Source organism: Streptomyces sp. NPDC007917 (genome assembly GCF_042959105.1).
Lineage (GTDB): Bacteria > Actinomycetota > Actinomycetes > Streptomycetales > Streptomycetaceae > Streptomyces.
The window spans coordinates 20,997-44,824 of the sequence record NZ_JBIBKK010000039.1; the positions used below are offsets into that span (position 1 = coordinate 20,997).

Below are 23,828 nucleotides of genomic sequence, written 5' to 3' on the forward strand. Positions count from 1 at the left end.
ATCGCCGGCGGCTCAGACGATCAGACAGGTGGTCGTGGCGTGGGCGATCAGCTTTCCCCGCTCGTCCAGCACCTTGCCCTCGGCCGTGGCCGTCCGGCGGCCGGAGTGGATGACGGTGCCCTCGGCGGTCAGGGTCTGCCCTTCGGTGCCGGCGGCGCGGATGTAGTTCACCTTCAGCTCCAGCGTGGTGTAGCCGACGCCGGCGGGGAGGGTGGTGTGGACGGCGCAGCCCATGGCCGAGTCGAGGAGGGTGGCGGCGATGCCGCCGTGGACGGTGCCGAGGGGGTTGGCGAAGTCGGGTCGGGTGTCGAGGGAGACGACGACGCGTCCGTGGTCGACCTCGTCGAAGCGCATGCCGAGCAGGCGGCCGATGGAGGGGATGTCGGCGGGGCGCTCGGACTGTATCCAGCGCATCAGGTCGAGGCCGGACAGGGCGGTGGGGTCAGTGGTCGACATGGGGCGGGGCTTCCTCGCGGGGTGCGTCGGCGTCAGCCGAGGGGGATGTCCTTGTCGCGCAGGACGGCCAGGACGGGGGCGTACATCCGGGCCTTGATGGTGGCGAGGTTGTCTCCGGCCTTGCCCACCTGCGCCGCGGCGTACTCGATGGCGGTCGACCGTACGGCGGCCTCGGCCACCGCGTGGTCGGCGATGCCCGCGGCGAGCGCGTCGTGGCCGCCGTAGCGGCGGGCGGTGACCATGGCCTCATGGGCGGTCTGCGGGGCCAGCCGTCCCTGGATGAGCGCGGACATGCCCGGCGTGAAGGGGATGTTGATGTCCGCCTCGGGCAGGCACCAGTAGCCGCGGTCGGCGCGCATCACGCGCACGTCATGGGCCAGGGAGAACATCGCGCCCGCCGCGAAGGTGTGCCCCTGCAGCGCGGCCACGGTCACCAGCGGCAGGGACAGCATCCGGGCCAGCAGGCCGTGTACGGCGACGACGTACGCGTGGTGCTGATCGGAGTGGGCGAAGAGCCAGTCCAGGTCCAGGCCGTTGGAGTAGAACTTGCCCGTGGCGGCCGTCACCAGGGCGCGGGGCCCCTCCGCGCCCTGGACCTCGTCCAGCGCGGCGTTGACGGAGTCGAGCCAGTCGGGATGGAAACGGTTCTCGCCGTCCCCGAGGTCGAGTACGAAGACGTTGTCGTGGCGGTCCAGCGTGGGCATGGCTACTCCTCGCGGGCGAAGCCCGGAAGCCGCTTTCGACCCCAGCGCCTTCGCGCAGCTCTTCCTACCTGGCGGTAACTTATGCCGCCCGGCACAGAAGACGCAAGGGTCCCCGCCGGTGGCGGGCCCGGGCAGCCCGCCGCCGCGCTTCTAGGCGTCTTTCCGCGTGGCGGGAAACATCAGCCGGGCCGAAAGGGCGGCCAGTCCCAGGGCCCCCCACACCAGCCCGTGCCGCAGCCACCTCATACCGCCCTCCCAGTCCCGCGGAGGACCGAAGGCCAGCCAGAGCGCGACGGCGATGCCGACCAGCAGGGCTGCGATGCCGACCATGCGGCTCACTGCGGGACTCATGCGCTCACTATCCCCTTCGGCCTTCCCGGCCGACCACCGAATAACAGCGAGCGGCCCTCACGCGGCGGACACCGCCTCCCCCATCGCCTCCCGCATCGCCCGCGCGGTGGCGGCCGCGTCGTAGTCCTCGGGGAGGCCGGGGACCAGGATGATGTCGCCCTCGATGTGCCGCGAACGCAGCGGTGCGATCTCCTGGTACGCGGGTGAGTCCCACCAGGCCCGCGCCTCGGCGATCCCCGGGAAGCCGATCACCACGACATGTCCGGGCCAGCTGCCCTCCGTCACCTCGTGCCGCGCGCCGTGGACGAGGAAGCGACCGCCGTACGGCTCGAAAGTGGCGGTGATGCGCTCGATGTACTCGGCGATCTCCGGGTGCGGGGCGGCCTCTCGCAGATGGCCTATGACGTAGGCGGGCATGGGTGGCGTCCTTCCGGTCGGTGGAGCCGTGGGGTCCGTATGCCGACGATCGTGGCGCACGGGGGCCGCGGCGGTCGATGACCTGGGAGGTAATCGACCAGGTCACCGCCGGGTCTTCGGTGCGTAGCGCCCCGGGGTGACGCCCACGAACCGTTTGAAGTGCCGGGTCAGATGCGGCTGGTCGTAGAAGCCGACCGCCGTCGCCACCTCCGCGGGCGGCCGGCCGTCGAGGAGCAGCCGCCGCGCGCGGTCGACCCGTCGGGCCATCAGGTACTGGTGCGGTGCGATGCCGAAGGCCGTGCTGAAGGCCCGTACCAGGTGGGTGGGGTGGGCGTGCACCAGCTTGGCGGCGTCGTCCAGGGTCACGCCGTGCGACAGCCGCTCGTCGAGCAGTTCCCGCAGGCTGTGGGCCACGCCGAGGTCGGTCCTCGGCGGGGAGGCGGCGAACCGGGTCCGCAGGTGTCCGCGCAGCCGTTCGCCGATGAGGGCCAGGCGGCTCTCCGCTTCCAGTTCGTCGCCGCGCCGGGCCAGTGCCGCGTGCAGCTGTCCGATGCGCCGGCGCAGGAGGGGGTCGACCATGTCGGGGTTGTCCACCGCCGGGCCGATGAGCCCCTCGTCCAGCTGGGACAGGTCCAGGTAGAGCACCCGCTTGCGGAATCCCTGCGGGGTGGCGGGCGAGCCGTTGTGCGGCACCTGCGGGGGGAGCAGGGAGACCGTGTCGTCAGGGGTGCCGCACTCGCGGCGGTTCAGGTCGTAGCGGACCGCGCCGTTGTCGACGATCAGCAGGGTCCACACGTCGTGGACGTGCATCGGGTAGGCGTGCTCGGTGAAGTGGGCATGGAAGACCTCGACGACGCCCGGGACCTGCGGGCGCCACGCCGATACCTTGTGCCGGGACACCATGCAAGAAACGTACAAGACGGTACGGCGGGGCGGTCGGCAGCCTCGGAGCATGACGAGCCTGACGAGCCTGACGACCGAGACCGCCCCCGTACGTTTCGACACGAAGATCGCCGTGGTGCTGCGGGAGGATCTGCAGCCCTGGCAGCGGCTGAATGTGACCGCGTTCCTGGTCAGCGGCCTGGGCACGGAGCTGCCCGAGGTGATCGGCGAACCGTACGCCGACGCCGACGGCACCCCGTACCTGCCGATGTTCCGCCAGCCCGTCCTGGTCTTCGAGGCGACGAAGGAGACACTGACCGCGGCGCACTCCCGTGCCCTGTCCCGCTCGCTCCCCCGGGCGCTGTTCACCTCCGACCTCTTCACCACCGGAAACGACCGGGACAACCGCGCGGCGGTACGGGCCGTGCCGAGGGGCCGGCTGGACCTGGTGGGGCTGGCCGTGTACGGGCCGCGCAACGCGGTCGACAAGGTGATCAAGGGCGCTCGGATGCACCCCTGAGCGCCACGCCCTGAACGCCACGTTCTGAACGCCACGCCCCGGGCGCCGTCCGGCCGCCATTCGGCGGCGGCCCGGGAGCCATGGAAGTGTGGAGGGTCAGTGCACGTGCGAGCGCCGGTCGCGCGTGATGGGCCACTCACACGGTCGCCGAACCTAATCTAGTGCGGGCACGGGCGTTCGAGCGACGAGAAAGACGATAAGGCGGGATGGGCGATGCCCCTGAGCACCGGGGATCCTGAATCCATAGGCGGCTACACCCTGGTCGAGCGGCTGGGCGCGGGCGGCATGGGCGTGGTCTATCTCGGGCGGTCGGCCTCGGGGCGGTATGTCGCGGTCAAGCTCGTGCACGAGCAGTACGCGCAGGACGAGGAGTTCCGCACCCGCTTCCGGCAGGAGGTCGCGGCGGCACGCAAGGTGAGCGGGGCGTTCACCGCTCCCGTGGTGGACGCCGATCCGGATGCCGAACGGCCCTGGATGGCCACGCTGTATGTGCCCGGGCCCACGCTGAGCGAGGTGGTACGCAAGGGAGGCCCGCTGGACGGGCGGGCCCTGCGGACGCTGGGGCTGGGTCTCGTCGAGGCGCTGCGCGACATACACCAGGTCGGGGTGGTGCACCGGGATCTGAAGCCCTCCAACATCCTGATGGCCGAGGACGGGCCGCGCGTCATCGACTTCGGCATCTCGCGCGCCGCCGACAACCAGACGCTCACCGTCACCATCGGGCGGGTGCTGGGCACCCCGCCCTTCATGTCGCCGGAGCAACTGCGCAGCCCCCGGGGGGTCACCGCGGCCTCCGACGTGTTCTCGCTGGGGTCGCTGCTGGTGTACGCGGCCACGGGCACCGGGCCGTTCGACTCCGACAGCCCGTATGTGTCGGGCTATCAGGTGATGTACGAGCACCCGACGCTGGTGGGGGTCCCGGCGCCGCTCGCGGCCATCGCCGAACGCTGCCTGGCCAAGGAGCCGACCAGCCGTCCCGACCTGGCCGAACTGCACCGCATGCTCGAGGGTCTGCCCGACTTCGCCGCCGCGGCCCCCTCGGCCACCGTGAAGCCGGACGCCCAGGGCCCCGGCCCGCAAGGGCCCCACCCCCAAGGCACCCACCTGAGGGGGACCGGCCCTCAAGGGACCGGTGCCGCAGGAGCCCCCGGGTCCCCGTCGCCCCGGCTCCCGGGCGAGTCCGCCGCCGGGCGGCGACGCGGGCGGCTGATCCTCACCGCCGTCGGCGCGGGCCTGGCCCTGGCCGGGCTGACCGTCGCGGCGGTGATGTACGCGACGAACTCGGATGACCCAGACACGTCGCAGGCCAAGGACACCGCGTCCGCGCCGACCGCGGCGCTGCCCAAGGGCTGGCGCCCCTGGCGCACGTCGCTGAGCGTCACCACGTCCGGCCCCCGGATGGGCTACCAGAAGTCCGGGTGTGTGTCCGAGGCCACCACCCTGTACTGCGGCGGAACGGGCTTCACCGTCGCCGCGGTGGACGCCGCCACCGGTCGCGTCCGGTGGCGGTGGGGCGACATCCCGCAGCAGGCGCGGCCGATCGGCGTGCGCGGCGGGGTCGTCTACGCCTACCGGGAGACGACGGGGCGGGGCCGGTACGTGGTGGCGCTGGACGCCGACACCAAGGAACAGCGGTGGGAGCAGCGGATGAGCGGGGCCGGGTCGGCGGTCCTGTTCTCCGGCGGGGTGCTGACGCTGGCGGACGGGGAACAGGAGTTCATCGCGTACGGGACGTCGGGTCAACTGCTGTGGCGGTCGCCGGCGCTCGCGGGGAAGTTCTGCGAGCCGACGGTGCTGGGCGGCGTCCCGTACGCCCTGTGCTCACCCACCGACGAGTCCGGCCTGGCCGAGGAGGGCCCGTACACCCTGCTGCGGCTCGACCCCGCTGACGGCACCCCGCGCGAACTCGCCACCCTCCCCAAGAAGTCGCTGCTCCTCGGCGCCTTCCACGACCAGCCCGTGTTCCTCGTGCCGCAGACCGCGAAAGACGTGTACGACGAGGGGTACGTGCGGCCGTACAACGCCCTGATCCGAGTGGACCCGCGCACCGGCGAGACCGAGCGGACCGCGCTGGCCCACACCATGTACGGCTCGGCCACCGTGCTGAACGGCGTCGTCTACTTCGTCCAGGACAACGGGACGGTCAGCGCCGTGTCCGCGGACACCGGCCGGAGGCTGTGGCGGAGGTCGACGGGCATCGAGAGCCTGTCCCCGCCGGTGAGGTCCAAGAAGTACGGACAGGTGTACTTCTCCAACCGCTTCGGCCGGTTGCTGGCGCTGAACACCAGGACCGGGGCGGAGGCGTGGCGCGTCACCGGGCTGGACAACGTCGGGGTCGGGGGGGTGGCCGTCCCGCCGAGCGTGACGCTCGTCAAGGACGCGATCGTGGCCACGGCCGGGTACTCGGCGTTCTCCGTGCGCCCGGACCGGCCCTCGGCCCAGGGCTCGAACCGGCCGTCCGCGTCCGGGCAGGTCACGTCCCCTGGCGCCACAGGCTGACGGCGAGGCCGAGACCGGCCAGGGCGATGGCGATCCGCAGGGGTGTCTCGGGCAGCCGCCGTACGATCACGGGCCCCACCCAGCTGCCGACGAGGGCGCCCACGCCGAGCGCCACCGCGGCGCCCCAGTGCACGGGCGCGACGAAGGCGTAGGCGACCGCGGCGGTGATGTTCGCCGCGCCGGTGGCGATGTTCTTGACGGCGTTGGTGACCGGAAGCGGTTCCCCGGCGGCGGCGGAGAGCGAGAGCACCGCCAGCATCAGCACGCCTGAGGCCGCGCCGAAGTATCCGCCGTACAGGCCCACCACCAGGACCGCGCAGGCCATGGGGAGCGTGGGACGGGCGGCCCCGAGCGGGCGTGGCCGCGACGCCACCAGGCGGCGCAGCGGGTCACGGACGAGGATCAGCACCGAGCCGAGCGCGATGAGCCACGGCACGACCGCCTCGAAGGCCGAGGACGGGGTGGAGAGCAGCAGCGCGGCGCCGACCGCGCCGCCGAGCGCGGCGAGGACGCCGAGCCGCAGCAGCCGGTCGCGCTGACCGCGCAGTTCGGCCCGGGACCCGGCCGCGGTGCCCACCGTGTTGGAGAACAGCGCCACCGTGTTGGTCACATTGGCGGCCACGGGCGGCAGACCGGCCGCGAGCAGGGCCGGATAGCTGAACAGCGAGGCCAGTCCGGCGATGGAGCCGGCGAGCCCCGAGGCCACGCCGGCCGACACCAGCAGTGCCGAGGACCCGATTCCCATCTCCAGTTCCCCGCTCCTGCCCGTGCCCGCGTGTGCCGTCGGCTCATCCTCCAGACTCGCTGTCTCGTATGCAAGACAGCGTCCACATACTTAGACGGTCGCGCGCTCGGGGCCCACGAGCTCGTCCAGGACGTCCGTCATGGTGACGAAGCCCAGCACCGCGCCGCCGTCGTCCCCGGTCACCGCCGCCAGGTGGGTGCCCGCGCCGCGCATCGCGGTGAGGGTGTCGTCCAGCGGGGTGTCGGCGCGTACGCGGGTGACGATGTGCAGGGCGGTGCGCGGGAAGGGCTTGTCCCGGTCGGTCGCCCCGAGCGTGTCCTTGATGTGCAGATAGCCGAGCACCGCCCCGGCCGGGCCGATCACCGGCAGCCGGGAGTAGCCGGAGGCGGCCGCGGCGCGCTCCAGTTGGTCGGGGGTGACCTCGGGGCCGACGGTGACCATCTCCTCCAGCGGCACCAGGACGTCGCCGGCCCGCCGGGTGCCCAGCTCCAGGGCGTCGCGCAGCCGCTCGCTGCCGGAGGGGTCGAGCAGCCCCGCGGCGCTGGAGTCCCGGACCAGCCGGATGAGCTCGTCGTCGGTGAAGACCGACTCCACCTCGTCCTTCGGCTCGACCTTCAGCAGCCGCAGGAGCGCGTTGGCGAAGGCGTTGATGCCGAAGACGACGGGGCGCAGCGCGCGGGTGAGGGCCACCAGGGGCGGGCCCAGCAGCAGCGCGGTGCGCTCGGGGGCGGCGAGGGCGATGTTCTTGGGGACCATCTCGCCGATGAGCATGTGCAGATACGTGGCCGCGGTGAGGGCCAGGACGAAGGCGATCGGGTGCACCAGGCCCTGCGGGACGTGCACCGCGTCGAAGCCGGGCTCCAGCAGATGGGCGATGGCCGGTTCGGCGACCGCGCCCAGGACCAGCGAGGAGATGGTGATGCCCAGCTGGGCGGTGGCCAGCAGGGCGGACAGGTGCTCCAGCGCCCACAGCACGGTGCGGGCGCGCCGCCCGCCGGCCTGCGCGGCGGGTTCGATCTGACTGCGGCGCACCGAGATCAGGGCGAACTCGCCGCCGACGAAGAAGGCGTTGGTGAGCAGGGTGAGGGCGCCGATGGCCAGCTGCAGAACGGTCATCGGGCGTCCTCCTTGTCTGTGGCCTTGTCCGTGACCTTGTCTGTGGTCTCGCCTGTGGCCTTGCCTGTGGTCTTGCCCGGGGCGGGCTCGGTGGCGGGGCCGGCCGCGGGTTCGGCGGCGGGCCGCGCCGGGGCGGTGAGGGTGACGCGGTCGGCGCGGTGGTGGTCCACGTCGAGGACGGTCAGCTCCCAGCCGTCGAGATGGACGGTGTCGCCCTCGTCGGGGATGCGCCCCAGGCGGGTGGCGAGCAGCCCGGCCAGCGTCTCGTACGGGCCGTCGGGCGCGACGAGGCCGATGCCGGCGAGCTGGTCGAGGCGGACGCCGCCGTCGGCCTCCCAGACGGCACGGCCGTCGTCGGCGGGCGGCGCGGGCAGCAGATCGGGGGGATCGAGCGGGTCGTGTTCGTCGCGGACCTCGCCGATGACCTCCTCGACGACGTCCTCGACGGTGGCGACCCCGGCGGTGCCGCCGTACTCGTCGATGACCACGGCCATGACGCGCTCGGCGCGCAGGCGCTGCAGCAGGGTGGCGACGGGGAGGGTGTCGGGCACCAGCAGCGGCGGGGTGAGCAGGTCGGTGACGGGGGTGTCGGCGCGCTTGGCGGCGTCCAGGGCGAGGACGTCGCGGATGTGGACGGTGCCGATGACCTCGTCCAGGCTGTCGCGGTAGACGGGGAAGCGGGACAGGCCGGTGGCGAAGGTGAGGTTGGCGGCGTCGGCGGCGGTGGCGTGGGCCTCCAGCGCCTGGACGTCCACGCGCGGGGTCATCACGTTCTCGGCGGTCAGCTCGCCCAGGTGGAGGGTGCGGACGAACAGCTCGGCCGAGTCCGGCTCGATGGCCCCCTGGGCGGCGGAGTGCCGGGCGAGGGCCACCAGCTCCTCGGGGGTGCGGGCGCCGGCCAGCTCCTCGGCGGGCTCCAGGCCGAGGCGGCGTACGAAGCGGTTGGCGGAGTTGTTGAGGTGGCGGATGAACGGCGAGAAGGCGGCGGTGAAGCCGCGCTGCGGGCCCGCCACGACCTTGGCCACGGCCAGCGGGCGGGAGATGGCCCAGTTCTTGGGCACCAGCTCGCCGGCCACCATCAGCACCACGGTGGAGGTGGCCACGCCCAGCACGGTGGCCACCGAGGAGGCGGCCGAGCCCAGGCCGACGGCGCGCAGGGGGCCGCGCAGCAGCGCGGCGAGGGAGGGCTCGGCGAGCATGCCGATCACCAGGGAGGTGACGGTGATGCCCAGTTGGGCGCCGGACAGCTGGAAGGTCAGCCGGCGGACGGCGGCCAGGGCGCCCTCGGCACCGCGCTCGCCCGCCTCGACCGCGCGCTCCAGCTCACCGCGCGGGGCCGTGGTGAGCGAGAACTCGGCGGCCACGAAGACCGCGCAGGCCAGGGTGAGCAGCAGCGCCAGCAGGAGCAGCAGGACCTCGGTCACCGTGTCACCCCCCACTCACCGCTCGGCTGCCGACGGGGGATGGCACGGCCGGTACTGGGAGGTTCACCCATGGCGGGTCCGCCGCTCCTTTTCATCGCTCGGGTGGGCCGCATGGGCCCTCGTACAGGGGGAAGGGATCCTCTCCCAACCAACGTAAAAGGATGGTAAAGCATTTCCAGTGGACGGTACCCCTTCCCCGCTTCTACATGCATGTAGAAGGCCATATCGCGCAGAGTAACTTGTGAACCGGCGGCCGCACCGGCCGCCGCCACACGCATCCTGCTAGCTTTTACAACACTGTAGAAACAACACACGTACGGAGTTCTCATGGCCCTGTGGGATCGCATCAAGGATTCCGCCCAGACGATGCAGACTCAGCTCGTCGCGAAGAAGAACGACCTGAAGAGCGGTGCGTTCCGTGACGCGAGCATGGCGATGTGCGCCCTGGTCGCGGCGGCGGACGGCAGCGTCGACCCGTCCGAGCGGCAGCGCGTCGCCCAGCTCATCGCCACCAACGAGGTGCTGCAGAACTTCTCCGCGGACGACCTGCAGCGCCGCTTCAACGACTACCTCAACAAGATCACCGCCGACTTCGAGTTCGGCAAGGTCAGCCTGTTGCAGGAGGTCGCCAAGGCGAAGAAGAAGCCCGCCGAGGCGCGGGCCGTCATCCAGATCGGCATCGTCATCGGCGGCGCCGACGGCAACTTCGACAAGACCGAGCAGGGCATCGTGCGCGAGGCCTGCTTCGCCCTGGAGCTGCCGCCGGCCGAGTTCGACCTGTAGGACCGCCCGCCCGTCACAGCGGGGTGGCCGCCTGCAGGACGAGGAACAGCGCCACCGCCGCGTTCGCCGAGGACAGCGCGGACGCGGCGGTGCCGGCGGCCGCGATCCAGGCGGCCAGGCCGGCCGCCGTGGCCGCGGGCGGCCACCAGCGCGCGGGCGGCACCGGCCCCAGCAGCGCGGCCACCCGCCGCGGCACGGGCCCGGGGGCGGCGAATCCGGCCAGCGTGGGGGTGGGGGTGCCCCGCGAGACCAGCGCCGCCTTGCCGACGGCCCGCGCCATCACCCTGCGGTCCCCCACCGCCCCCGCCGCCTCCTCGTCGGCCCACCGCTCCGCGCAGTAGGCCACCGCGCCCCGCAGCGCGTGCAGCAGGGGGTTCGCCCGCGCCGCCAACTGGGCCACCAGCAGATAGCGATGGTGCCGTCCGGCCAGATGAGCCCGCTCATGGGCGATCAGCGCCTGCCGTTCGCGCGCGTTCAGACACTCCAGCATCGCGGTGGAGACGACGATCCGCCCCCGCGCACGGCAGCCGCCCGGCCCGCCGGGCAGGGCGTACGCGTACGCCTTGCCGTCGGGCAGCACCGCGACCGGCGAGTCCGGCATGCCGACCAGCGCCGCCTGGGCCCGCCGCCGCACCGTCACATGCCGCACCAGGGTGGCCGCACAGCCGGTGGCCACCACGGCCAGCGCGCCGATCGCGGCCTTCCCGGCCACCTCGTCGTACGGCACCGCCGCCCGCACCTCGGGGTCGGACCAGCCGTCCGGCAGCGGATTGCCCGGCAGTTGGGCCGTGCCGACGACGACCAGCAGGCCCAGGCACAGCGTCGAGCACAGCGCGAGCACGCCCCCGACGAGCGACAGCAGGCGGGTGGCGGCGCGCGGATGCAGATGCTGCTCGGCCAGGCGCGCGATCGGCAGCGCCGTCAGCGGCAGCACCAGGGGGAGGAAGACGAACACGCCCATGGGTCAGCTCTCCGGCTCCTCCGCCGCCTCGCTCAGCAGATCGCGCAGCAGTCGCTCGTCGTCCGCCGACAGCCCCGTCACAAAGCTCGCCAGCACGGCCTCCCGGTCGTCCTGGCCGTCCAGCACCCGGCGCATCCGCAGCGCGGCCAGGCCCGCCTCGTCCGCCTCGGCCCGCCATACGAACGACCGGCCCACCCGCTCCCGCGCCACGGCCTGCTTGGTGTGCAGCCGGGAGAGGATCGTCATCACCGTCGTATACGCCAGGTCGCCCTCAAGCCGCTCCTGTACCCAGGCCGCCGTGACCGGGCCGCCCGCCCGGCACAGCACCTCCAGGACCTGCGCCTCCAGCTCGCCCTGCCCGCGCCGGCGGGAACGCGGGCGCGGACCGCCCTCGTCCGGGTTCAAAGGGTCATGCCTCACCTTCCGTCTCCCTCCGCTAGGCCGCGCTGCGCGGGCGAGGTGCCACTGGCGACCGGCCGCCACAGGACCGTACCGCCTCGGCGGCCGCACACCGCCCACCCCAATTCTTCTACAGTGCTGTAGATTTTTCCTCCGGGCCCGACGACCAGCACACCCGAGCCACAGGAGGAGATCGTGGGAGTTTCCCTGTCCAAAGGCGGCAATGTCTCGCTCAGCAAGGAGGCACCGGGCCTGACCGCGGTCCTCGTCGGCCTCGGCTGGGACGTACGGACGACAACGGGCACCGACTACGACCTGGACGCCAGCGCGCTGCTGTGCGACGAAGCCGGGAAGGTCCCCTCCGACCAGCACTTCGTCTTCTACAACAACCTCAAGAGCCCCGACGGCTCGGTCGAGCACACCGGCGACAACCTCACCGGCGAGGGCGACGGCGACGACGAGTCCATCAAGGTGAACCTGGCCGCCGTGCCCGCCGACATCACCAAGATCGTCTTCCCCGTCTCCATCCACGACGCCGAATCCCGCGGCCAGAGCTTCGGTCAGGTCCGCAACGCCTTCATCCGCGTGGTCAACCAGGCCGACGGCGTCGAACTCGCCCGCTACGACCTCAGCGAGGACGCCGCGACCGAGACCGCCATGGTCTTCGGCGAGCTCTACCGCCACGGCGCGGAGTGGAAGTTCCGCGCGGTCGGCCAGGGCTACGCCTCCGGCCTGGCGGGCATCGCCTCCGACTACGGGGTCGGCGTCTGACGCCCCCGCCGCCACCGCCGCCGCTGCCGGGCCGGGCCCTCGGGCGCCCCGGCCCGGCGGCGGCAGCGGCGACCGAGTACGGCCACTACGTCCGACAGCGCGCGCCGGCGGCGCACGGCGCCACGGCCGGACTTCTCCGGCCCTGACGTCACCCCGGCCGACCACCCCGCGAAGAAAGCAGGTACCGATGCTCGGGATAAGTGAGCTGTCGCTCCTCCTCATCGTCGTCATCGTCGTCATCGGGGCCAAGAAACTCCCCGACCTGGTCCGCTCCATGGGCAAGTCGGCCCGCATCCTCAAGGGCGAGGCCAAGGCGATGAAGTCCGACGACGCGCCCGCCGTCTCCGAGGACGCGTCAGGACACCGCGTGATCCGGGCCGAGCCCGGCGACGTCATCCGGTCCCGGACGGAGCCCGACCCCGGCAGCGGCACCGCTCCGCGCTGACCCCGCCCCGGCCGCCCCGCCTCACAGCACCGAGCGGAATCCGGGCAGCCGGCGCAGCCCGGCGGCGGCCGGGAACGCCGCGCCCAGCGCCAGGACCGCCGTCAGGGCCCAGGCGCCGAGCGCCGGAAGGCCGTCGCTCCCCAGGGCGGACTGCACGGCCACCACGATCGGCAGATGGATGATGTAGACGGCGTACGAGCCGGCCGCCAGTTCGCGGCGCAGTCGCCCCGAGCCCGCGCAGCGCTCGCGGAAGAGGGTGAGCAGCCCGACGCACAGCGCCACACACAGGGCGCTCTCGTACAGCGACCACAGCGCGGACCGCCATCCTGAGCCCCCCGGGGCGAAGCAGCCGGCGTCCGGGCCGACGGCGAACAGCAGCGCGGCCCCGCCCAGGCCGCCCGCCAGCCAGAACCGGCCGGTCCGGGCGGGGAAGCGCTCGAGCCACCCGTATCGGTGGGCCACCACGCCGAGCAGGAAGAAGCCCCCCTGCAGCGGCAGCCGGGCTGGCTCCACCTGCAGAAAGTCCAGGAAGGGCACCCAGGTGTCCAGGGGATAGCGCAGCCGTACGGCGTAGGTGGCCACCGCGAGCGCCACGGTCAGCAGCGCCAGCGCGCCGTGCCCCGGTATCCGGCCGCCCTCCGGGCGCGCGGCCCCCCGCTCCGTACGCCACCGCCGGGCGAGCCGGGCGGCCTGCCGGCACAGCACGTACAGGGCGCAGTACGCCAGCAGGTTCTGGATGAACCACAGGTGGGCGAACTGCAGATCCGGCCAGGACGGGCCGCTCCAGTCGGCCGGCTTCTCCCCGAGCCCCAGGTAGATGTCGGTGAAATAGCGGGGGTAGGAGATCGGGGCGTAGCCGCGGTAGTGGACGTAGTACGCGTACATCAGCCCCGGCACGATCGTCAGCGCCCCGACGGCCAAGGGGATGCCGAGCCGCCGCAGCCGGGAGCTCAGGAAGCGCCGGGCGCCGTGACGTTCGTACGAGACGGGCACGAGGTAGGCCGAGACGAAGAAGAACAGGCTCATCGCGAACGTGCCGTCCAGCGCGGACAGCGTGGCCAGCGCCTGGGAGTGCGGCCGGCCCTCGACGTACCACCAGTCCCCCGGGCCGTACGCCTGGGCGGCGTGGTGGACGACGACGAGGACGGTCACGGCGATACGGAGGTTGTCCAGCCAGGCGAACCGGGATGGAGCAGAAGACTTGGTGTCCATGTGTTGAGCTTGGTGTACACATGCACACCCGCGCGGTAGGGCTGTCCCCCGTATCGGCCTTCGGGGCAGCCCTACGTACCGTCGGGCCCGAACAGACCGTGGAGCAGCAGCCGCTGGTTGGCGGCGCTGCGGCGGGCCAGCACCTCGGGGGCGAACATCGGGGCGCTCACATTGGGTTGCATGACCCGCTCCAGCAGCAGCGGCCCGAGGATCACGCAGAGCAGCTGGAACGGCGCCCACTCCTCGTCGGCCCCTCGCGCCGACGTGCCGGACGCCTCGCGCAGCCGCTCCAGCTCCCCGCGCGCCCCGTGCAGCAACCGCCCGAACAGCGCCGCGCTCGCCTCGCTGTCCTCCAGCAGCGCCTGCCGCAGATAGCCGCGCAGCACCAGATCGGCCCCGAACAGCCGCGCCGAGACCTCCCCCAGCGAGGCCATCAGCGCCCCGCCGTCCGCGCCCTTTGCGTCAAGGCCGCCCAGCGCCTCGCCGATCCGCCCGAGCACGTACTCGTCCACCGCCGCCCGCAGCCCCTGCTTGGAGCCGAAGTGGCGGGTCACCAGGGCCGGGGAGAGCCCGGCGGCGGCCGCCACCGCCCGCGTGGACGTCGCCTCGAAACCCCGCTCCGCGAACAGTTCGAGCGCCGCCTCCCGCAGCCGCGCCCGCCCCGTCAGGTCCGCTCTGTCCACCGCTCGCATACCGGCAGGCTAGACCGGGGCGCGGCAGCGTCCCCCGGCGCCCGCCCATCCGTCGCGCTCGCTCGCCCCGGTCCAGCGCACCGCTGGACTCCTCGCTCAACCACCGCGCGGCAGCGGCTGCGGCGGAGCGCAGCGGAGCCTCTTTGAGCCCAGCCACCCGCCGGGCCCAGGAATCGGGACACCGGGCCCGCCGCCCCCCTCCCCCTTCTCGCCGGCGCTTTGGACCCGGAGGGTCCGAGACGAAACCCGCACCCGCCCGAGCCGAATGCCGCGAGACGGCACACAGGCGCAGGCGAAGCGAAGCGCCGCCCACGCGCAGCGAAGCGGAGCCCGCGCGCAGCGCAGCCGCCTTAGCGGCCGCTTCGTTCAAACCTCGGCAGCCACGCTCGGTACCCTGATTCAGTCGCGGTCCCCCCACCACCTACCTCCTCGTACGGTGCTGCTGTCCGTCGGCGTCGGTTTGCTCAGGGTCGATCAGGATCGAGGTTGGTGCACACGTGCTGGTGGCGGATCGGTACCGGTTGGAGACGCCCATAGGCCGCGGCGGGATGGGCGAGGTCTGGCGGGCCACCGATGAAGTGCTCAGACGGACGGTGGCCGTCAAGCTGCTGCTCGGGGACGACCCCGCGTCGCAGGCTGCGGCCCGCTTCCGGCTGGAGGCTCAGACAGCGGCCCGGCTGAGCCACCCCAACATCGTGGGCGTGTTCGACTTCGGGGCACGCGACGGCCGCTTCTATCTGGTGATGGAGCTCGTCGAAGGCCAGAGCCTGGCCCAGGAGCTGAACTCCCAGGGCACGCTCCGCGCGGAGCGGGTGGCCGCGATCGCCGCCCAGGCGGCCGCGGGGCTGGCCTCCGCGCACCGTACGGGGATCGTCCACCGGGACATCAAGCCGGGCAACCTGATGTCCGACGCCGACGGCACGGTCAAGATAGGCGACTTCGGGATCGCCCGGTTCGTCGACGACCCCGCCACCGCGCTCACCACGGCGGGGCAGATCATCGGCACCAGCCTCTACCTCGCCCCCGAGCGCGCCCTGGGGCGGCCCGCGAGCCCGGCCTCCGACGTGTACTCCCTGGGCTGCCTGCTCTACCAACTGCTCACCGGCACCCCACCGTTCCAGGCCGACACCTCCGCCGCCACGCTCGCCCAGCACATCGACGCCGCGCCCGTGCCGCCCAGCGGGCGGGGCGCCGCGCTGCCGCCCGCGTTCGAGAACTATCTGCTCGGCATGCTCGCGAAGCAGCCCGAGGACCGCCCCTCCGCGCAGCAGATCGCCGACTGGTTCGGCTCGGGCGCCTGGCAGGGCCGCCCGGAACCCATGCCGCAGCCCGCCCCGGGGCCCGCGCCCATGCAGGGGCCGCCCCCGCACGCCCAGGTCTTCGGCACCGCAACGCCGGCATCCGCACCGACAGCCATGCCGCCGGCCACCCCGCCCCGTGCGCCCGAGGCGCCCTCCGTGGCCACGTACCGCCTGCCGCAGCCCGCCGCCACCCGCCCGGACCGAAGACGCCGTCCCACGCCCGCGGCCCCGCCCGCGTCGGCATCCGCGCCCCCGTCCGCGAAGCGGCGTGGCGTCCGCGAACTCATCCGGCGCCGGCCGAGGGTGGCGAGCCTGATCGCCGGCGTCCTGGCCTTCCTCATCGCGATCCTGATCGGTGTCGTCTGGCTCTGACGGCGCTGCTAGCCTCGGGACGTGCGTTGATCTCCTCGCCGTGGCGCATCGCGCCACGGCCGCGGCCTGACCTCGACCTTCCGCGCCCCGCGCAGCCGAGGCGCCTTCGCCTGGAGATCCGCCGATGACCTCACGTCCCCTCCCCTGCCCCCTGACCTACGAGGCGTTCGTCGCCCACGCCACCGCCGACCCCCGCGTGCTCGGCCTTGTCCTCAAGGGCTCCCAGGCCCATGAGGACATGGCCACGCGCCACTCGGACCACGACCTGTTCGTCGTCCTCGACGACGAGGCCGAGGACGCGGCCGAGAACGGGGCCACGAACGGGACCGAGGGCGGGGCTGACGGCGGGGCCGAGGGCGCGATGGACCTCACCGCGCTCGACGGCTACCGCTCCGAACAGCTCGACCTCATCGTCATGCCGCTCAGCGCGTTCCGCCGCTACGCGCTGCCCGGCGACCCGGCCCAGATGGACCGCTACGCCCTGCTGCACGCCCGCGTGGTGCTCGACCGGCTCGACGGCGGGACTGGCATCGCGCGTCTCCTCACGGAGAAGACCACCGTCGGCGCCGACGAGGCCCGCACCGCCGCCGACCGCTGGCTGGACGCGTACGTCAACTCCTGCTACCGGTCGCTCAAGAACCACCGCGACGGCCACCTCCTCGCCGCCCATCTGGACGCCGCCGACAGCATCGGCTACGCGCTGGAGTCGATCTTCGCGCTGCGGCGACGGCTGCGCCCGTTCAACAAGTTCCTGGAGTGGGAGCTGGCGCGGTGGCCGCTGGAGGGCTGGGACACCGGGGACTTGCTGACGGCGGTGCGGCAGATCACCGCCACCGGCGACGCCGCCGCGCAGCGGGCGCTGTTCGGCGACATCGAGGCGGCCGCCAGGGCCGCCGGGCACGGGGGTGTGCTGGATTCGTGGGGCGACGTCCTGGTGTTGCTGAGGGGCACGACAGCCTGACCCGGAGGACGGCTGAGAGAACGCTGAGAAGAACCGCCCCCGCTTACGTATCTCTTCGGTATGCGACGACAACCGATGAGGGGCGGCCCGGTGAAAAACAGGAAGAGACATAAGCGGTCCCGAGTGATCGTGATGTCCGTGGTCGGTGTGACGGCGTTGGCCGTAGGGGGCGGAGCGCTCCTGATGACCGACAACAACGCCTCGGCCGCCAAGGAGACGCCCGCACAGCAGGCGGCAGCGCGGGCCGGCATGACCGTCAAGTGCCCCGATGTCGCGACCAGCTTGTCGAACGTGCCGCAGCAGGCGCGGCCCGCCGTGAACAACGAGCTGGCGAAGATGGACAGCCAGGTCGCCGACGCCTACAAGCGGCTCGCGGAGCAGGGCGCGAAGGCCGACCAGGAGTTCGTGCGCACCCGCGTACTGGACCCGCTGACGTCCGAGCGGCGGCAGACCCTGGACCGGATCGCCACCGAGATCGAGAAGGTCCGGACCCGCCCGTCGGGCCTGGACTCGCTCGCGGCCTGCACCGTCAAGCAGGACGAGGCGGCCGCCCAGGCCGCGGCGGCGAACACCCCCGGGGCGGCGAACACCCCCGCCGCGGCGGACACCCCGGCGGCGGGCGCGGCCCCCGCCGCGGGCGGCCGGCAGCAGTCAGGCCCCCAGCGGTCGGACTTCGTGGACATCCGCAAGGTCAAGCCCAACGTCAAGAACCCCCGGGTGCAGGCCAGGGGCTCCAAGGGCACTTTCTCCTCGCGCTGCGGACGCAACGAGAACAAGCACTTCAACTCCGACAACGTCATCGTGGCTCCCGGCGTGGGCAACGGCGCCCACCACATGCACGACTACGTCGGCAACCTGAAGACCGACGCCTTCGCCTCCAACCAGGTCCTCGAATCCGCCGGGACCACCTGCACCAACGGCGACCGTTCCACCCACTACTGGCCGGTCCTGCGGCTGCAGGACGGTACGAAGGAGTTCGACGCGGGTGCCCCGGGCGGCGGGACGGAGGGCAACGTGGGGCGCATCCTGCGGCCCGCCTCCGTGCAGCTCAGCTTCAAGGGCAGCCCCGTCTCCAAGGTCGTGGAGATGCCCAAGTTCCTGCGCATCATCACCGGTGACGCCAAGGCGTTCACCAACGGGACGGCCAACGCCAACGCGTCCTGGAGCTGCACCGGATTCGAGAACCGCCAGCTGAAGGACAAGTACCCGCTGTGCCCGAAGGGCAGCAACGTGGTGCGGACGTTCAAGTTCCAGAGCTGCTGGGACGGCAAGAACATCGACAGTGCCAACCACCGTACGCATGTGGCGTTCGCCCGCGCGGACGGCTCGTGCCAGCAGGGGTTCAAGGCCATTCCGCAGCTGGTCCAGCGGATCACCTACAAGCTGGCGCCCGGCGCCCGGAACTTCGCGGTGGACAGCTTCCCCGAGCAGTTGCACAAGCCGGTGACGGACCACGGCGACTTCATCAACGTGATGTCGCAGAAGCTGATGAAGCAGGCCGTGAGCTGCATCAACAGCGGCCGTAAGTGCGGCTGACGCACTGACCCGGCAGGGGGGTTGCCCCCCCTGCCGGGTCCTTCCCGCCGCTTCAACGCCCCATCGGCTCAGACAGCGGGCGCATCCCGGAGGCCCACCGCCTCGAGGCCCAGGGCCTTGAAGGCGATGCGCTGGTCGACGTAGAGCAGGGCCACCGTGGCCCCGCACATCACCGCGGCGAACACCAGGTGCCCCGCCACCGACGTCACCTGGGCGCCGACCGCCCCCAGGACGGCATGCGCGCCCAGGCGCAGGGCGATCAGCCCGAAGGCGATCTTCCGGGTGCGGGAGTTCTTCAGCATCGCCCGCACCAGCTTCATCCGCCGCCGCAGCACGGTCACCCCCACCACGATGTTGACGGCGGCGAAGGCGGCGATCACCATCCAGGCGCCGCTCCACGCCTGGCACAGGTCGTACGCCGCGCCGCACACGCCCTCGAAGGCGAAGAACCACACCGGCAGCGGCTTGACGTCCGCGAGGTCCGCGGCTGGCGCCGTGGCAGTGGCCCGGTCCTGCTCCTGCTCCTGGTCCCGCTCGGAGGTGATGACGCCGCTCATCTCTGTCCGTCCCTTGGTGGTGGTGGCGCGCTTCGTGCCGACACTTCGATCCTGCCGATCGCCCGCCGCGGAGGGCAGATCCGGCCATCACCACCTGGCAGTGACAAATGTCAGTGCCCGCCCGCCGAACGGAAGCTTCCGCTGCCGCCCCGCTGCTACGCTCCGTCCGTCTCGCCCTCGAGGCGCACGCGGGGCCCCACACCCGAAACCTGGTTCACGCCCGCCGCCATGGCGGAATCCACCGTTCTGGGAGGCCCCCTTGAGACGCCCTGCCCGTTCGTTACTGACCGCCGTCGTGGCCCTCGTCGCGGGCGTCACCGCGACCACCAGCGCCGGCGCCGCGGACACCCCGCTGCCGATCCGGACGGACGGCGTCTGGGGCATCGACTTCGCGGGCGGCACCCTGGCCACCGTGGAGCACAGCGCGTCCCGCGAGCTGTACGTCATGACACGACGGGTCGCGCCGGACGGATCGACGGCCGCCACCCGGGTCCCGATGATGTACGCCGGTACATTCGCCGACGGGGACCACATCAAGCGCGTGCCGTGCGACGCGGGCGACTGCGTCCCGCTGGTCGGCTCCGGCAACGGCGACGTCGGCCTTGTCTTCGTGGACGACAGCAAGGAGCGCGTCCAGATCCGGACGAGCCCCGACAGCTACCACGGCGTGGAACCGGCCGTGACGGGCGCCCGGATCGTGGATGTCACCGGCCGCTACTTCCTCTACAACGCGCAGTCCACCAACAAGCAGTACCTCGACGACCTCCAGCCGTACCGCACCACCGACATCCGGGTCACCCGCTCCATCACCGCCGCCTCCGTATGGGGCACCCGCCTGTGGGCCGCGGGCTCCACCGCCGGGACGGTCACCCAGACCGACATCAAGACGAAGAAACTCGTCGAGACGGTCGCCACGGGCGCGCCCTGCGTCATCAAGGAACTGCAGGTCATGGGGCGCTGGATCTACTGGAGCTGCGGTACGGCCGGCCCGGCCGGGGTCTACGACCGCACGGCGAAGAAGAGCTTCACCGTCCCCTCAGGCCCCGCCCTGGTCGGCGACGGCTACCTGGTCCGCCACGACCGAACCGCCGGACAGCTGCTGCTCACCGACTTCCACACCGGCGCCGCCGAGGCCCCGCGCCCGCTCGCGGACCTCCCGGCCGGCAGCACCGCCGACCAGCGCCGGCTGACCTGGGCCGTGGACAAGTGGGGCGGCGACATCGCGTACGTCGACTCCGCGAAGGCCATTCATGTCGTGCCCAGCGGGGTGCCCACCCAGTCCCTGGCGAAGATCGAGTCCGATGTGGCGGACCCCGCACTCGTCAAGGGCGACGAATGGGGCAGCACCTGGCAGTTCAACAAGCCGGTGACCTGGACCTTCACCGTCAAGAACGCCAGCGGGCGCACCGTACGCACCCTCACCGGAAGCGGCAGCCCCGAGGCCGACGTCGCCTGGGACGGAAAGACCGACACGGGAACCCAGGCCCCCAGCGGCCGCCACACCTGGACGCTGACCGCCAAGGCCATCGAGGGCGCCGGCACCAGCACCACCACCGGGGAGATCGTCGTCTCCGGCACCTGACCCGGCGTGCAGCACCCGCAGGGCGATCGGCGAGCGCCATGCCCGGGGATCGGGCAACCGCAAGGCCGCACGGCCACAACCAGCGGTTGTGTCCATAGGGTGCCCGCATGGACCTCGACACCGTCCGGACCTTCGTCGCCGCCGCCGACGCGGGGCAGTTCCAGGAGGCCGCCGCCGAGCTGGCAGTCACCCAGCAGGCCGTCTCCAAGCGCATCGCCGCGCTGGAGCGCGACCTCGGCGTGCGGCTGTTCACCCGCACGCCGCGCGGCGCCGAGCTCACCATCGACGGGCAGGCGTTCCTGTCCCACGCCCGGGACCTGCTGCGCGTCGCCGACCGGGCCGTCGAGGCCGTGCGCCCCGGCCGCCGTCCGCTACGCGTCGACGTGATCGCCTCGCGCGGCGCGGCGTCGGGCCTGATGCGCGGCTTCCACCGCGCGCACCCCGAGATCGGCCTCGACGTGTTGACGCTGTTCGACATCGAGACGGCCGTCGCCGCCATCCGATCCGGTGCGATCGACGCGTCCTTCCGCGCCGTCGCCAAGCCCGGCCGGCCCCTTCCCGAGGACATCGAATCCGTCCGGGTGCTCGACGAGCCGCTCCAGCTCCTCACCGGCCCCGCCCACGCGCTGGCGAATGCCCGGTCGGTGACCGTCACCCAGCTCGCCGGGCACCGGATCTGGATGCCCGGCATCGTCCCCGGAACCGAATGGGCCGCCTACTATGACGACCTCGTCGCCGCGTTCGGCCTCACCATCGAGGCGACCGGCCCCAACTTCGGCTCCCACGTCCTCCTCGACACCGTCGCCGAGACCCCGGACCTGGCCACGTTCATGGGGGAGCAGACCCTCCCCGTCTCGCCCCCGGACCACGGCCTGCGCCGCATCCCGGTGACCGACCCCACGCCCGTCTACCCGCACTCGCTCCTGTGGCACCGCGACAACCCCCACCCCGCGCTGGCCGCCCTCCGCGCCCACCTCACCGCCACAGCGGCCGGCCACGACGCCGCCGGGACCTGGGTGCCGGACTGGGCGCTCCCTCGTCCCAGAGGGGGACGGCGACGGCGTTGAACGTCGGGCTACCGTGGCGCCTTCCGTGGCCCTCCCGAACGGGGCACGACGAGCCCGAACTCGTACGCCAGCATGACCGCTTGGGCGCGGTCCCGGGCGCCGAGTTTCGCCAGGACCCGGCTGACGTGGGTTTTGACGGTCTCGGCGCTCACCGTGAGACGGGCGGCGATCTCGGCGTTGGACAAGCCCTCCGCGATGAGGCGGAGGACCTCGGTCTCACGCGGGGTGAGGAGGGCGAGCGGCGTGGGCGCGGCGGTGTGGGGGCGCAGGCGGACGAACTCGCCGATGAGGCGGCGGGTGACGGTGGGGGCGAGCAGGGCCTCTCCGGCGGCGACCACGCGTACGGCCTCGAAGAGCCGTTCAGCCGTCATGTCCTTGAGGAGGAAGCCGCTGGCGCCGGCGGCCAGGGCGTCATAGACGTACTCGTCGAGGTCGAAGGTGGTCAGCATGACGATGCGCGGGCCGCCGCCGGCTCCGGGCCCGGCTCCCGCGCCGGCGATGATGCGGCGCGTGGCCTCGATGCCGTCCAGGACCGGCATGCGCACATCCATGAGGACGACATCGGGACGCGTCTGGCGGCAGACCCCCACCGCCGCGGCGCCGTCCGCCGCGCTGCCGACGACGGACAGGTCCGGCTGGGTGTCCAGCAGCGCGCCGAACCCGGCGCGCACCACGTCCTGGTCGTCGGCGATGACGATGCGTACGGTCATGCGGCCGCCTCACGCAGGGGCAGTTCGGCCGTGACGACGAAGCCGCCCGCCGGGCCGCGCCCGGCGCGCAGGGTGCCGCCGGCCATGGCGACGCGCTCACGCATGCCGAGGAGGCCGTGGCCGGCGGCGGTGGCAGGGGCGGCGGGGGCGGGACCTGCGCCGATGTCCCGTACGGTGACGCGCAGCGCGCCCTCGGCGTAGTGGAGTTCGACGTCGACCGGCGCGCCGGGGGCGTGCCGGCGGGCGTTGGTCAGGGCCTCCTGGACGATGCGGTACGCGGTGAGCTGCAGACCCGGGTCCAGGGGCGTGATCCGGCCGCGTACGACGAGCCGGACCCCGCCGCCCGCGGTGTCGCGGGCCTCGTCGACCAGCGTGAGGAGCTGGTCGAGTCCGGGCTGCGGCCGGCGCGTGGGCACCTCGGCCGACGCGTCGTCGCGCAACACGCCCAACAGGCGGCGCATTTCGGTGAGCGCCTGCCGGGCCGTGTCGCCGATCGCCAGCAGCCGCTCGGCGCCCAGCGGGGGCAGCCCGGGGGTGGTCAGCCGGGCGGTCTCCGCCTGCACGGACAGGGTGGAGATGTGGTGGGCGACGACGTCGTGGAGCTCCCGGGCGATCCGGGCGCGCTCGCCGCGCGCCGCGTGTTCCAGCACGGTGTGCGCGTACGCCCCCTCGGCCGCGGACCGCGCGGCGGCCTCCCCGCCGGCCCGCCGCGCCGCACCGGCCGCGAGCGCGGCCGCGGCGCCCGCCAGCAGCGCCACGCCGAAGGGCTTGCCGCCCGCGGCCGAGGGGGCCGGGCCCACCGCGTACGCCACGAAGGGCACGGCGAACAGCAGGGCGGTGCGCGGCGAGCCCCGCAGCCCGGTCAGATACAGCAACGCGGCCAGGGCGGGCAGCGCGGCGACGCACGGCAGCCGGCCGCTGAGTGGGGTGAGCAGGACCGCGGCCGTCACCGCCGTGGTCGCGGGCAGCAGTTGGCCGCGGGCGAAGGCGAGCGGCGCGGTCGAGCCGAGGACCAGGGCGAGGGTGAGGGTGAGCGGGATGTCCGCGCGGGGCCGCTCGCCGAGGGGCACGACGGTCTGGAGCAGCCCGGCGGCGCACAGCGCCGCGGCCGCGACGAGCGGCAGGTCGGGCGCGCGGCCAAGCCGCCGCAGCGCGCTCGCCCCACGCCCGGCCGCAGGGCGCCGGCCTGCCTCGCGCCCCCCGGCCACGACGCCCCGGGCCGCTGCCCGCTCCGCCACGCCGGCCCGGGGCTTTCTCCACGTCACGCCGGTCATTATGCGGCGGGCGGCGCCCCCTGCCGTCCCCCGCGCGGGGGACACCCGGGCCGGAAAGATTCCCCACGGGCGTGACGGCCCCAAGGCCGGG

General features: G+C 73.0%; 25 protein-coding genes. 10 read left to right on the forward strand and 15 right to left on the reverse strand.

The features are described 5' to 3' along the window. Positions 1–12: 12 nt before the first annotated feature. The 5 genes from ACFZDL_RS43385 to ACFZDL_RS43405 form a co-directional block, all read right to left on the reverse strand. Complete coding sequence (locus ACFZDL_RS43385; RefSeq protein ID WP_353596194.1) at positions 13–456, reverse strand: PaaI family thioesterase; 444 nt, start codon at positions 454–456, stop codon at positions 13–15. Between the two features lie 32 nt (positions 457–488). Beyond that, positions 489–1,160, reverse strand: a complete 672-nt coding sequence (locus tag ACFZDL_RS43390; RefSeq protein ID WP_353596193.1) for an enoyl-CoA hydratase-related protein — start codon at positions 1,158–1,160, stop codon at positions 489–491. A gap of 150 nt (positions 1,161–1,310) precedes the next feature. Continuing rightward, positions 1,311–1,511 carry a hypothetical protein gene (locus ACFZDL_RS43395; protein ID WP_353596192.1) on the reverse strand — a complete coding sequence of 67 codons (201 nt, stop codon included), beginning with the start codon at positions 1,509–1,511 and terminating at the stop codon, positions 1,311–1,313. 57 nt (positions 1,512–1,568) lie between these two features. Next, positions 1,569–1,928, reverse strand: a complete 360-nt coding sequence (locus ACFZDL_RS43400; protein ID WP_353596191.1) for a DUF1330 domain-containing protein — start codon at positions 1,926–1,928, stop codon at positions 1,569–1,571. Positions 1,929–2,030: 102 nt separating this feature from the next. Further along, a complete protein-coding gene (locus ACFZDL_RS43405) occupies positions 2,031–2,831 on the reverse strand; it encodes an AraC family transcriptional regulator (RefSeq protein WP_353596190.1) in 801 nt (266 codons plus the stop codon). Between the two features lie 49 nt (positions 2,832–2,880). On the opposite strand from ACFZDL_RS43405, the gene ACFZDL_RS43410 reads away from it, so the two are divergent. Beyond that, positions 2,881–3,330 carry a DUF2000 domain-containing protein gene (locus tag ACFZDL_RS43410; RefSeq protein ID WP_353596189.1) on the forward strand — a complete coding sequence of 150 codons (450 nt, stop codon included), beginning with the start codon at positions 2,881–2,883 and terminating at the stop codon, positions 3,328–3,330. Between the two features lie 213 nt (positions 3,331–3,543). Then, positions 3,544–5,829 (forward strand): PQQ-binding-like beta-propeller repeat protein, encoded by a 2,286-nt coding sequence (locus ACFZDL_RS43415; protein ID WP_353596188.1) that lies wholly within the window; start codon positions 3,544–3,546, stop codon positions 5,827–5,829. Here ACFZDL_RS43415 and ACFZDL_RS43420 read toward each other — a convergent pair. The 3 genes from ACFZDL_RS43420 to ACFZDL_RS43430 form a co-directional block, all read right to left on the reverse strand. Beyond that, positions 5,804–6,574 carry a sulfite exporter TauE/SafE family protein gene (locus ACFZDL_RS43420; RefSeq protein ID WP_353596187.1) on the reverse strand — a complete coding sequence of 257 codons (771 nt, stop codon included), beginning with the start codon at positions 6,572–6,574 and terminating at the stop codon, positions 5,804–5,806. The genes ACFZDL_RS43415 and ACFZDL_RS43420 overlap by 26 nt on opposite strands. A 90-nt stretch (positions 6,575–6,664) precedes the next feature. After that, a complete protein-coding gene (locus tag ACFZDL_RS43425) occupies positions 6,665–7,690 on the reverse strand; it encodes a hemolysin family protein (protein WP_353596186.1) in 1,026 nt (341 codons plus the stop codon). After that, positions 7,687–9,114 carry a hemolysin family protein gene (locus ACFZDL_RS43430; protein ID WP_353596185.1) on the reverse strand — a complete coding sequence of 476 codons (1,428 nt, stop codon included), beginning with the start codon at positions 9,112–9,114 and terminating at the stop codon, positions 7,687–7,689. Before ACFZDL_RS43430 ends, ACFZDL_RS43425 begins: the two co-directional genes overlap by 4 nt. A 327-nt stretch (positions 9,115–9,441) precedes the next feature. Between ACFZDL_RS43430 and ACFZDL_RS43435 the strand changes: the two genes are divergently transcribed. Next, a complete protein-coding gene (locus ACFZDL_RS43435; RefSeq protein WP_353596184.1) occupies positions 9,442–9,897 on the forward strand; it encodes a TerB family tellurite resistance protein in 456 nt (151 codons plus the stop codon). Between the two features lie 13 nt (positions 9,898–9,910). Here ACFZDL_RS43435 and ACFZDL_RS43440 read toward each other — a convergent pair whose 3' ends face one another. After that, entirely contained in the window at positions 9,911–10,858 is a 948-nt protein-coding gene (locus ACFZDL_RS43440) for a M56 family metallopeptidase (RefSeq protein ID WP_353596183.1), read from the reverse strand. A 3-nt stretch (positions 10,859–10,861) separates the two neighbouring features. Continuing rightward, positions 10,862–11,263, reverse strand: a complete 402-nt coding sequence (locus tag ACFZDL_RS43445; RefSeq protein ID WP_353596217.1) for a BlaI/MecI/CopY family transcriptional regulator — start codon at positions 11,261–11,263, stop codon at positions 10,862–10,864. A 189-nt stretch (positions 11,264–11,452) separates the two neighbouring features. On the opposite strand from ACFZDL_RS43445, the gene ACFZDL_RS43450 reads away from it, so the two are divergent. Together ACFZDL_RS43450 and ACFZDL_RS43455 are read left to right on the forward strand one after the other, a co-directional pair. After that, the gene (locus ACFZDL_RS43450; RefSeq protein WP_353596182.1) at positions 11,453–12,028 is read left to right on the forward strand and encodes a TerD family protein; all 576 of its coding nucleotides are present in this window, start codon (positions 11,453–11,455) and stop codon (positions 12,026–12,028) included. A 187-nt stretch (positions 12,029–12,215) separates the two neighbouring features. Next, positions 12,216–12,473 (forward strand): twin-arginine translocase TatA/TatE family subunit, encoded by a 258-nt coding sequence (locus tag ACFZDL_RS43455; RefSeq protein WP_353596181.1) that lies wholly within the window; start codon positions 12,216–12,218, stop codon positions 12,471–12,473. Between the two features lie 21 nt (positions 12,474–12,494). Here the strand turns inward: ACFZDL_RS43455 and ACFZDL_RS43460 are convergent, their stop codons facing one another. Further along, positions 12,495–13,685: an acyltransferase gene (locus ACFZDL_RS43460; RefSeq protein ID WP_353596180.1), complete on the reverse strand. Its 1,191-nt coding sequence runs from the start codon at positions 13,683–13,685 to the stop codon at positions 12,495–12,497. Positions 13,686–13,756: 71 nt separating this feature from the next. Further along, a complete protein-coding gene (locus ACFZDL_RS43465; RefSeq protein WP_353596179.1) occupies positions 13,757–14,377 on the reverse strand; it encodes a helix-turn-helix domain-containing protein in 621 nt (206 codons plus the stop codon). 497 nt (positions 14,378–14,874) lie between these two features. Between ACFZDL_RS43465 and ACFZDL_RS43470 the strand changes: the two genes are divergently transcribed. The 3 genes from ACFZDL_RS43470 (at position 14,875) to ACFZDL_RS43480 (ending at position 18,547) form a co-directional block, all read left to right on the forward strand. Then, the gene (locus tag ACFZDL_RS43470; RefSeq protein ID WP_391194159.1) at positions 14,875–16,050 is read left to right on the forward strand and encodes a protein kinase; all 1,176 of its coding nucleotides are present in this window, start codon (positions 14,875–14,877) and stop codon (positions 16,048–16,050) included. Positions 16,051–16,174: 124 nt separating this feature from the next. After that, a complete protein-coding gene (locus ACFZDL_RS43475) occupies positions 16,175–17,011 on the forward strand; it encodes a hypothetical protein (RefSeq protein ID WP_353596178.1) in 837 nt (278 codons plus the stop codon). Positions 17,012–17,194: 183 nt separating this feature from the next. Then, a complete protein-coding gene (locus tag ACFZDL_RS43480; RefSeq protein WP_391194160.1) occupies positions 17,195–18,547 on the forward strand; it encodes a DUF1996 domain-containing protein in 1,353 nt (450 codons plus the stop codon). A gap of 68 nt (positions 18,548–18,615) precedes the next feature. Here the strand turns inward: ACFZDL_RS43480 and ACFZDL_RS43485 are convergent, their stop codons facing one another. After that, positions 18,616–19,104: a hypothetical protein gene (locus tag ACFZDL_RS43485; protein WP_353596176.1), complete on the reverse strand. Its 489-nt coding sequence runs from the start codon at positions 19,102–19,104 to the stop codon at positions 18,616–18,618. Positions 19,105–19,363: 259 nt separating this feature from the next. Between ACFZDL_RS43485 and ACFZDL_RS43490 the strand changes: the two genes are divergently transcribed. Together ACFZDL_RS43490 and ACFZDL_RS43495 are read left to right on the forward strand one after the other, a co-directional pair. After that, the gene (locus tag ACFZDL_RS43490) at positions 19,364–20,686 is read left to right on the forward strand and encodes a FlgD immunoglobulin-like domain containing protein (RefSeq protein ID WP_353596175.1); all 1,323 of its coding nucleotides are present in this window, start codon (positions 19,364–19,366) and stop codon (positions 20,684–20,686) included. Positions 20,687–20,793: 107 nt separating this feature from the next. Beyond that, positions 20,794–21,753 carry a LysR family transcriptional regulator gene (locus ACFZDL_RS43495; protein ID WP_353596174.1) on the forward strand — a complete coding sequence of 320 codons (960 nt, stop codon included), beginning with the start codon at positions 20,794–20,796 and terminating at the stop codon, positions 21,751–21,753. 8 nt (positions 21,754–21,761) lie between these two features. Here ACFZDL_RS43495 and ACFZDL_RS43500 read toward each other — a convergent pair whose 3' ends face one another. Beyond that, positions 21,762–22,463: a response regulator transcription factor gene (locus ACFZDL_RS43500; protein ID WP_353596173.1), complete on the reverse strand. Its 702-nt coding sequence runs from the start codon at positions 22,461–22,463 to the stop codon at positions 21,762–21,764. Beyond that, complete coding sequence (locus ACFZDL_RS43505; RefSeq protein ID WP_353596172.1) at positions 22,460–23,728, reverse strand: sensor histidine kinase; 1,269 nt, start codon at positions 23,726–23,728, stop codon at positions 22,460–22,462. The genes ACFZDL_RS43500 and ACFZDL_RS43505 overlap by 4 nt, the downstream gene beginning before the upstream one ends. Between the last annotated feature and the right edge of the window lie 100 nt (positions 23,729–23,828).

Excerpts from the sequence above, each read along its gene's own strand:
- ACFZDL_RS43475 (WP_353596178.1), top strand. The coding sequence starts at position 16,175 with ATGACCTCACGTCCCCTCCCCTGCCCCCTGACCTACGAGGCGTTCGTC.
- ACFZDL_RS43425 (WP_353596186.1), bottom strand. The coding sequence starts at position 7,690 with ATGACCGTTCTGCAGCTGGCCATCGGCGCCCTCACCCTGCTCACCAAC.
- ACFZDL_RS43455 (WP_353596181.1), top strand. The coding sequence starts at position 12,216 with ATGCTCGGGATAAGTGAGCTGTCGCTCCTCCTCATCGTCGTCATCGTC.
- ACFZDL_RS43495 (WP_353596174.1), top strand. The coding sequence starts at position 20,794 with ATGGACCTCGACACCGTCCGGACCTTCGTCGCCGCCGCCGACGCGGGG.
- ACFZDL_RS43485 (WP_353596176.1), bottom strand. The coding sequence starts at position 19,104 with ATGAGCGGCGTCATCACCTCCGAGCGGGACCAGGAGCAGGAGCAGGAC.
- ACFZDL_RS43460 (WP_353596180.1), bottom strand. The coding sequence starts at position 13,685 with ATGGACACCAAGTCTTCTGCTCCATCCCGGTTCGCCTGGCTGGACAAC.
- ACFZDL_RS43390 (WP_353596193.1), bottom strand. The coding sequence starts at position 1,160 with ATGCCCACGCTGGACCGCCACGACAACGTCTTCGTACTCGACCTCGGG.
- ACFZDL_RS43480 (WP_391194160.1), top strand. The coding sequence starts at position 17,195 with ATGACCGACAACAACGCCTCGGCCGCCAAGGAGACGCCCGCACAGCAG.
- ACFZDL_RS43440 (WP_353596183.1), bottom strand. The coding sequence starts at position 10,858 with ATGGGCGTGTTCGTCTTCCTCCCCCTGGTGCTGCCGCTGACGGCGCTG.
- ACFZDL_RS43410 (WP_353596189.1), top strand. The coding sequence starts at position 2,881 with ATGACGAGCCTGACGAGCCTGACGACCGAGACCGCCCCCGTACGTTTC.
- ACFZDL_RS43395 (WP_353596192.1), bottom strand. The coding sequence starts at position 1,511 with ATGAGTCCCGCAGTGAGCCGCATGGTCGGCATCGCAGCCCTGCTGGTC.
- ACFZDL_RS43420 (WP_353596187.1), bottom strand. The coding sequence starts at position 6,574 with ATGGGAATCGGGTCCTCGGCACTGCTGGTGTCGGCCGGCGTGGCCTCG.
- ACFZDL_RS43415 (WP_353596188.1), top strand. The coding sequence starts at position 3,544 with ATGCCCCTGAGCACCGGGGATCCTGAATCCATAGGCGGCTACACCCTG.
- ACFZDL_RS43385 (WP_353596194.1), bottom strand. The coding sequence starts at position 456 with ATGTCGACCACTGACCCCACCGCCCTGTCCGGCCTCGACCTGATGCGC.
- ACFZDL_RS43400 (WP_353596191.1), bottom strand. The coding sequence starts at position 1,928 with ATGCCCGCCTACGTCATAGGCCATCTGCGAGAGGCCGCCCCGCACCCG.
- ACFZDL_RS43465 (WP_353596179.1), bottom strand. The coding sequence starts at position 14,377 with ATGCGAGCGGTGGACAGAGCGGACCTGACGGGGCGGGCGCGGCTGCGG.
- ACFZDL_RS43435 (WP_353596184.1), top strand. The coding sequence starts at position 9,442 with ATGGCCCTGTGGGATCGCATCAAGGATTCCGCCCAGACGATGCAGACT.
- ACFZDL_RS43500 (WP_353596173.1), bottom strand. The coding sequence starts at position 22,463 with ATGACCGTACGCATCGTCATCGCCGACGACCAGGACGTGGTGCGCGCC.
- ACFZDL_RS43405 (WP_353596190.1), bottom strand. The coding sequence starts at position 2,831 with ATGGTGTCCCGGCACAAGGTATCGGCGTGGCGCCCGCAGGTCCCGGGC.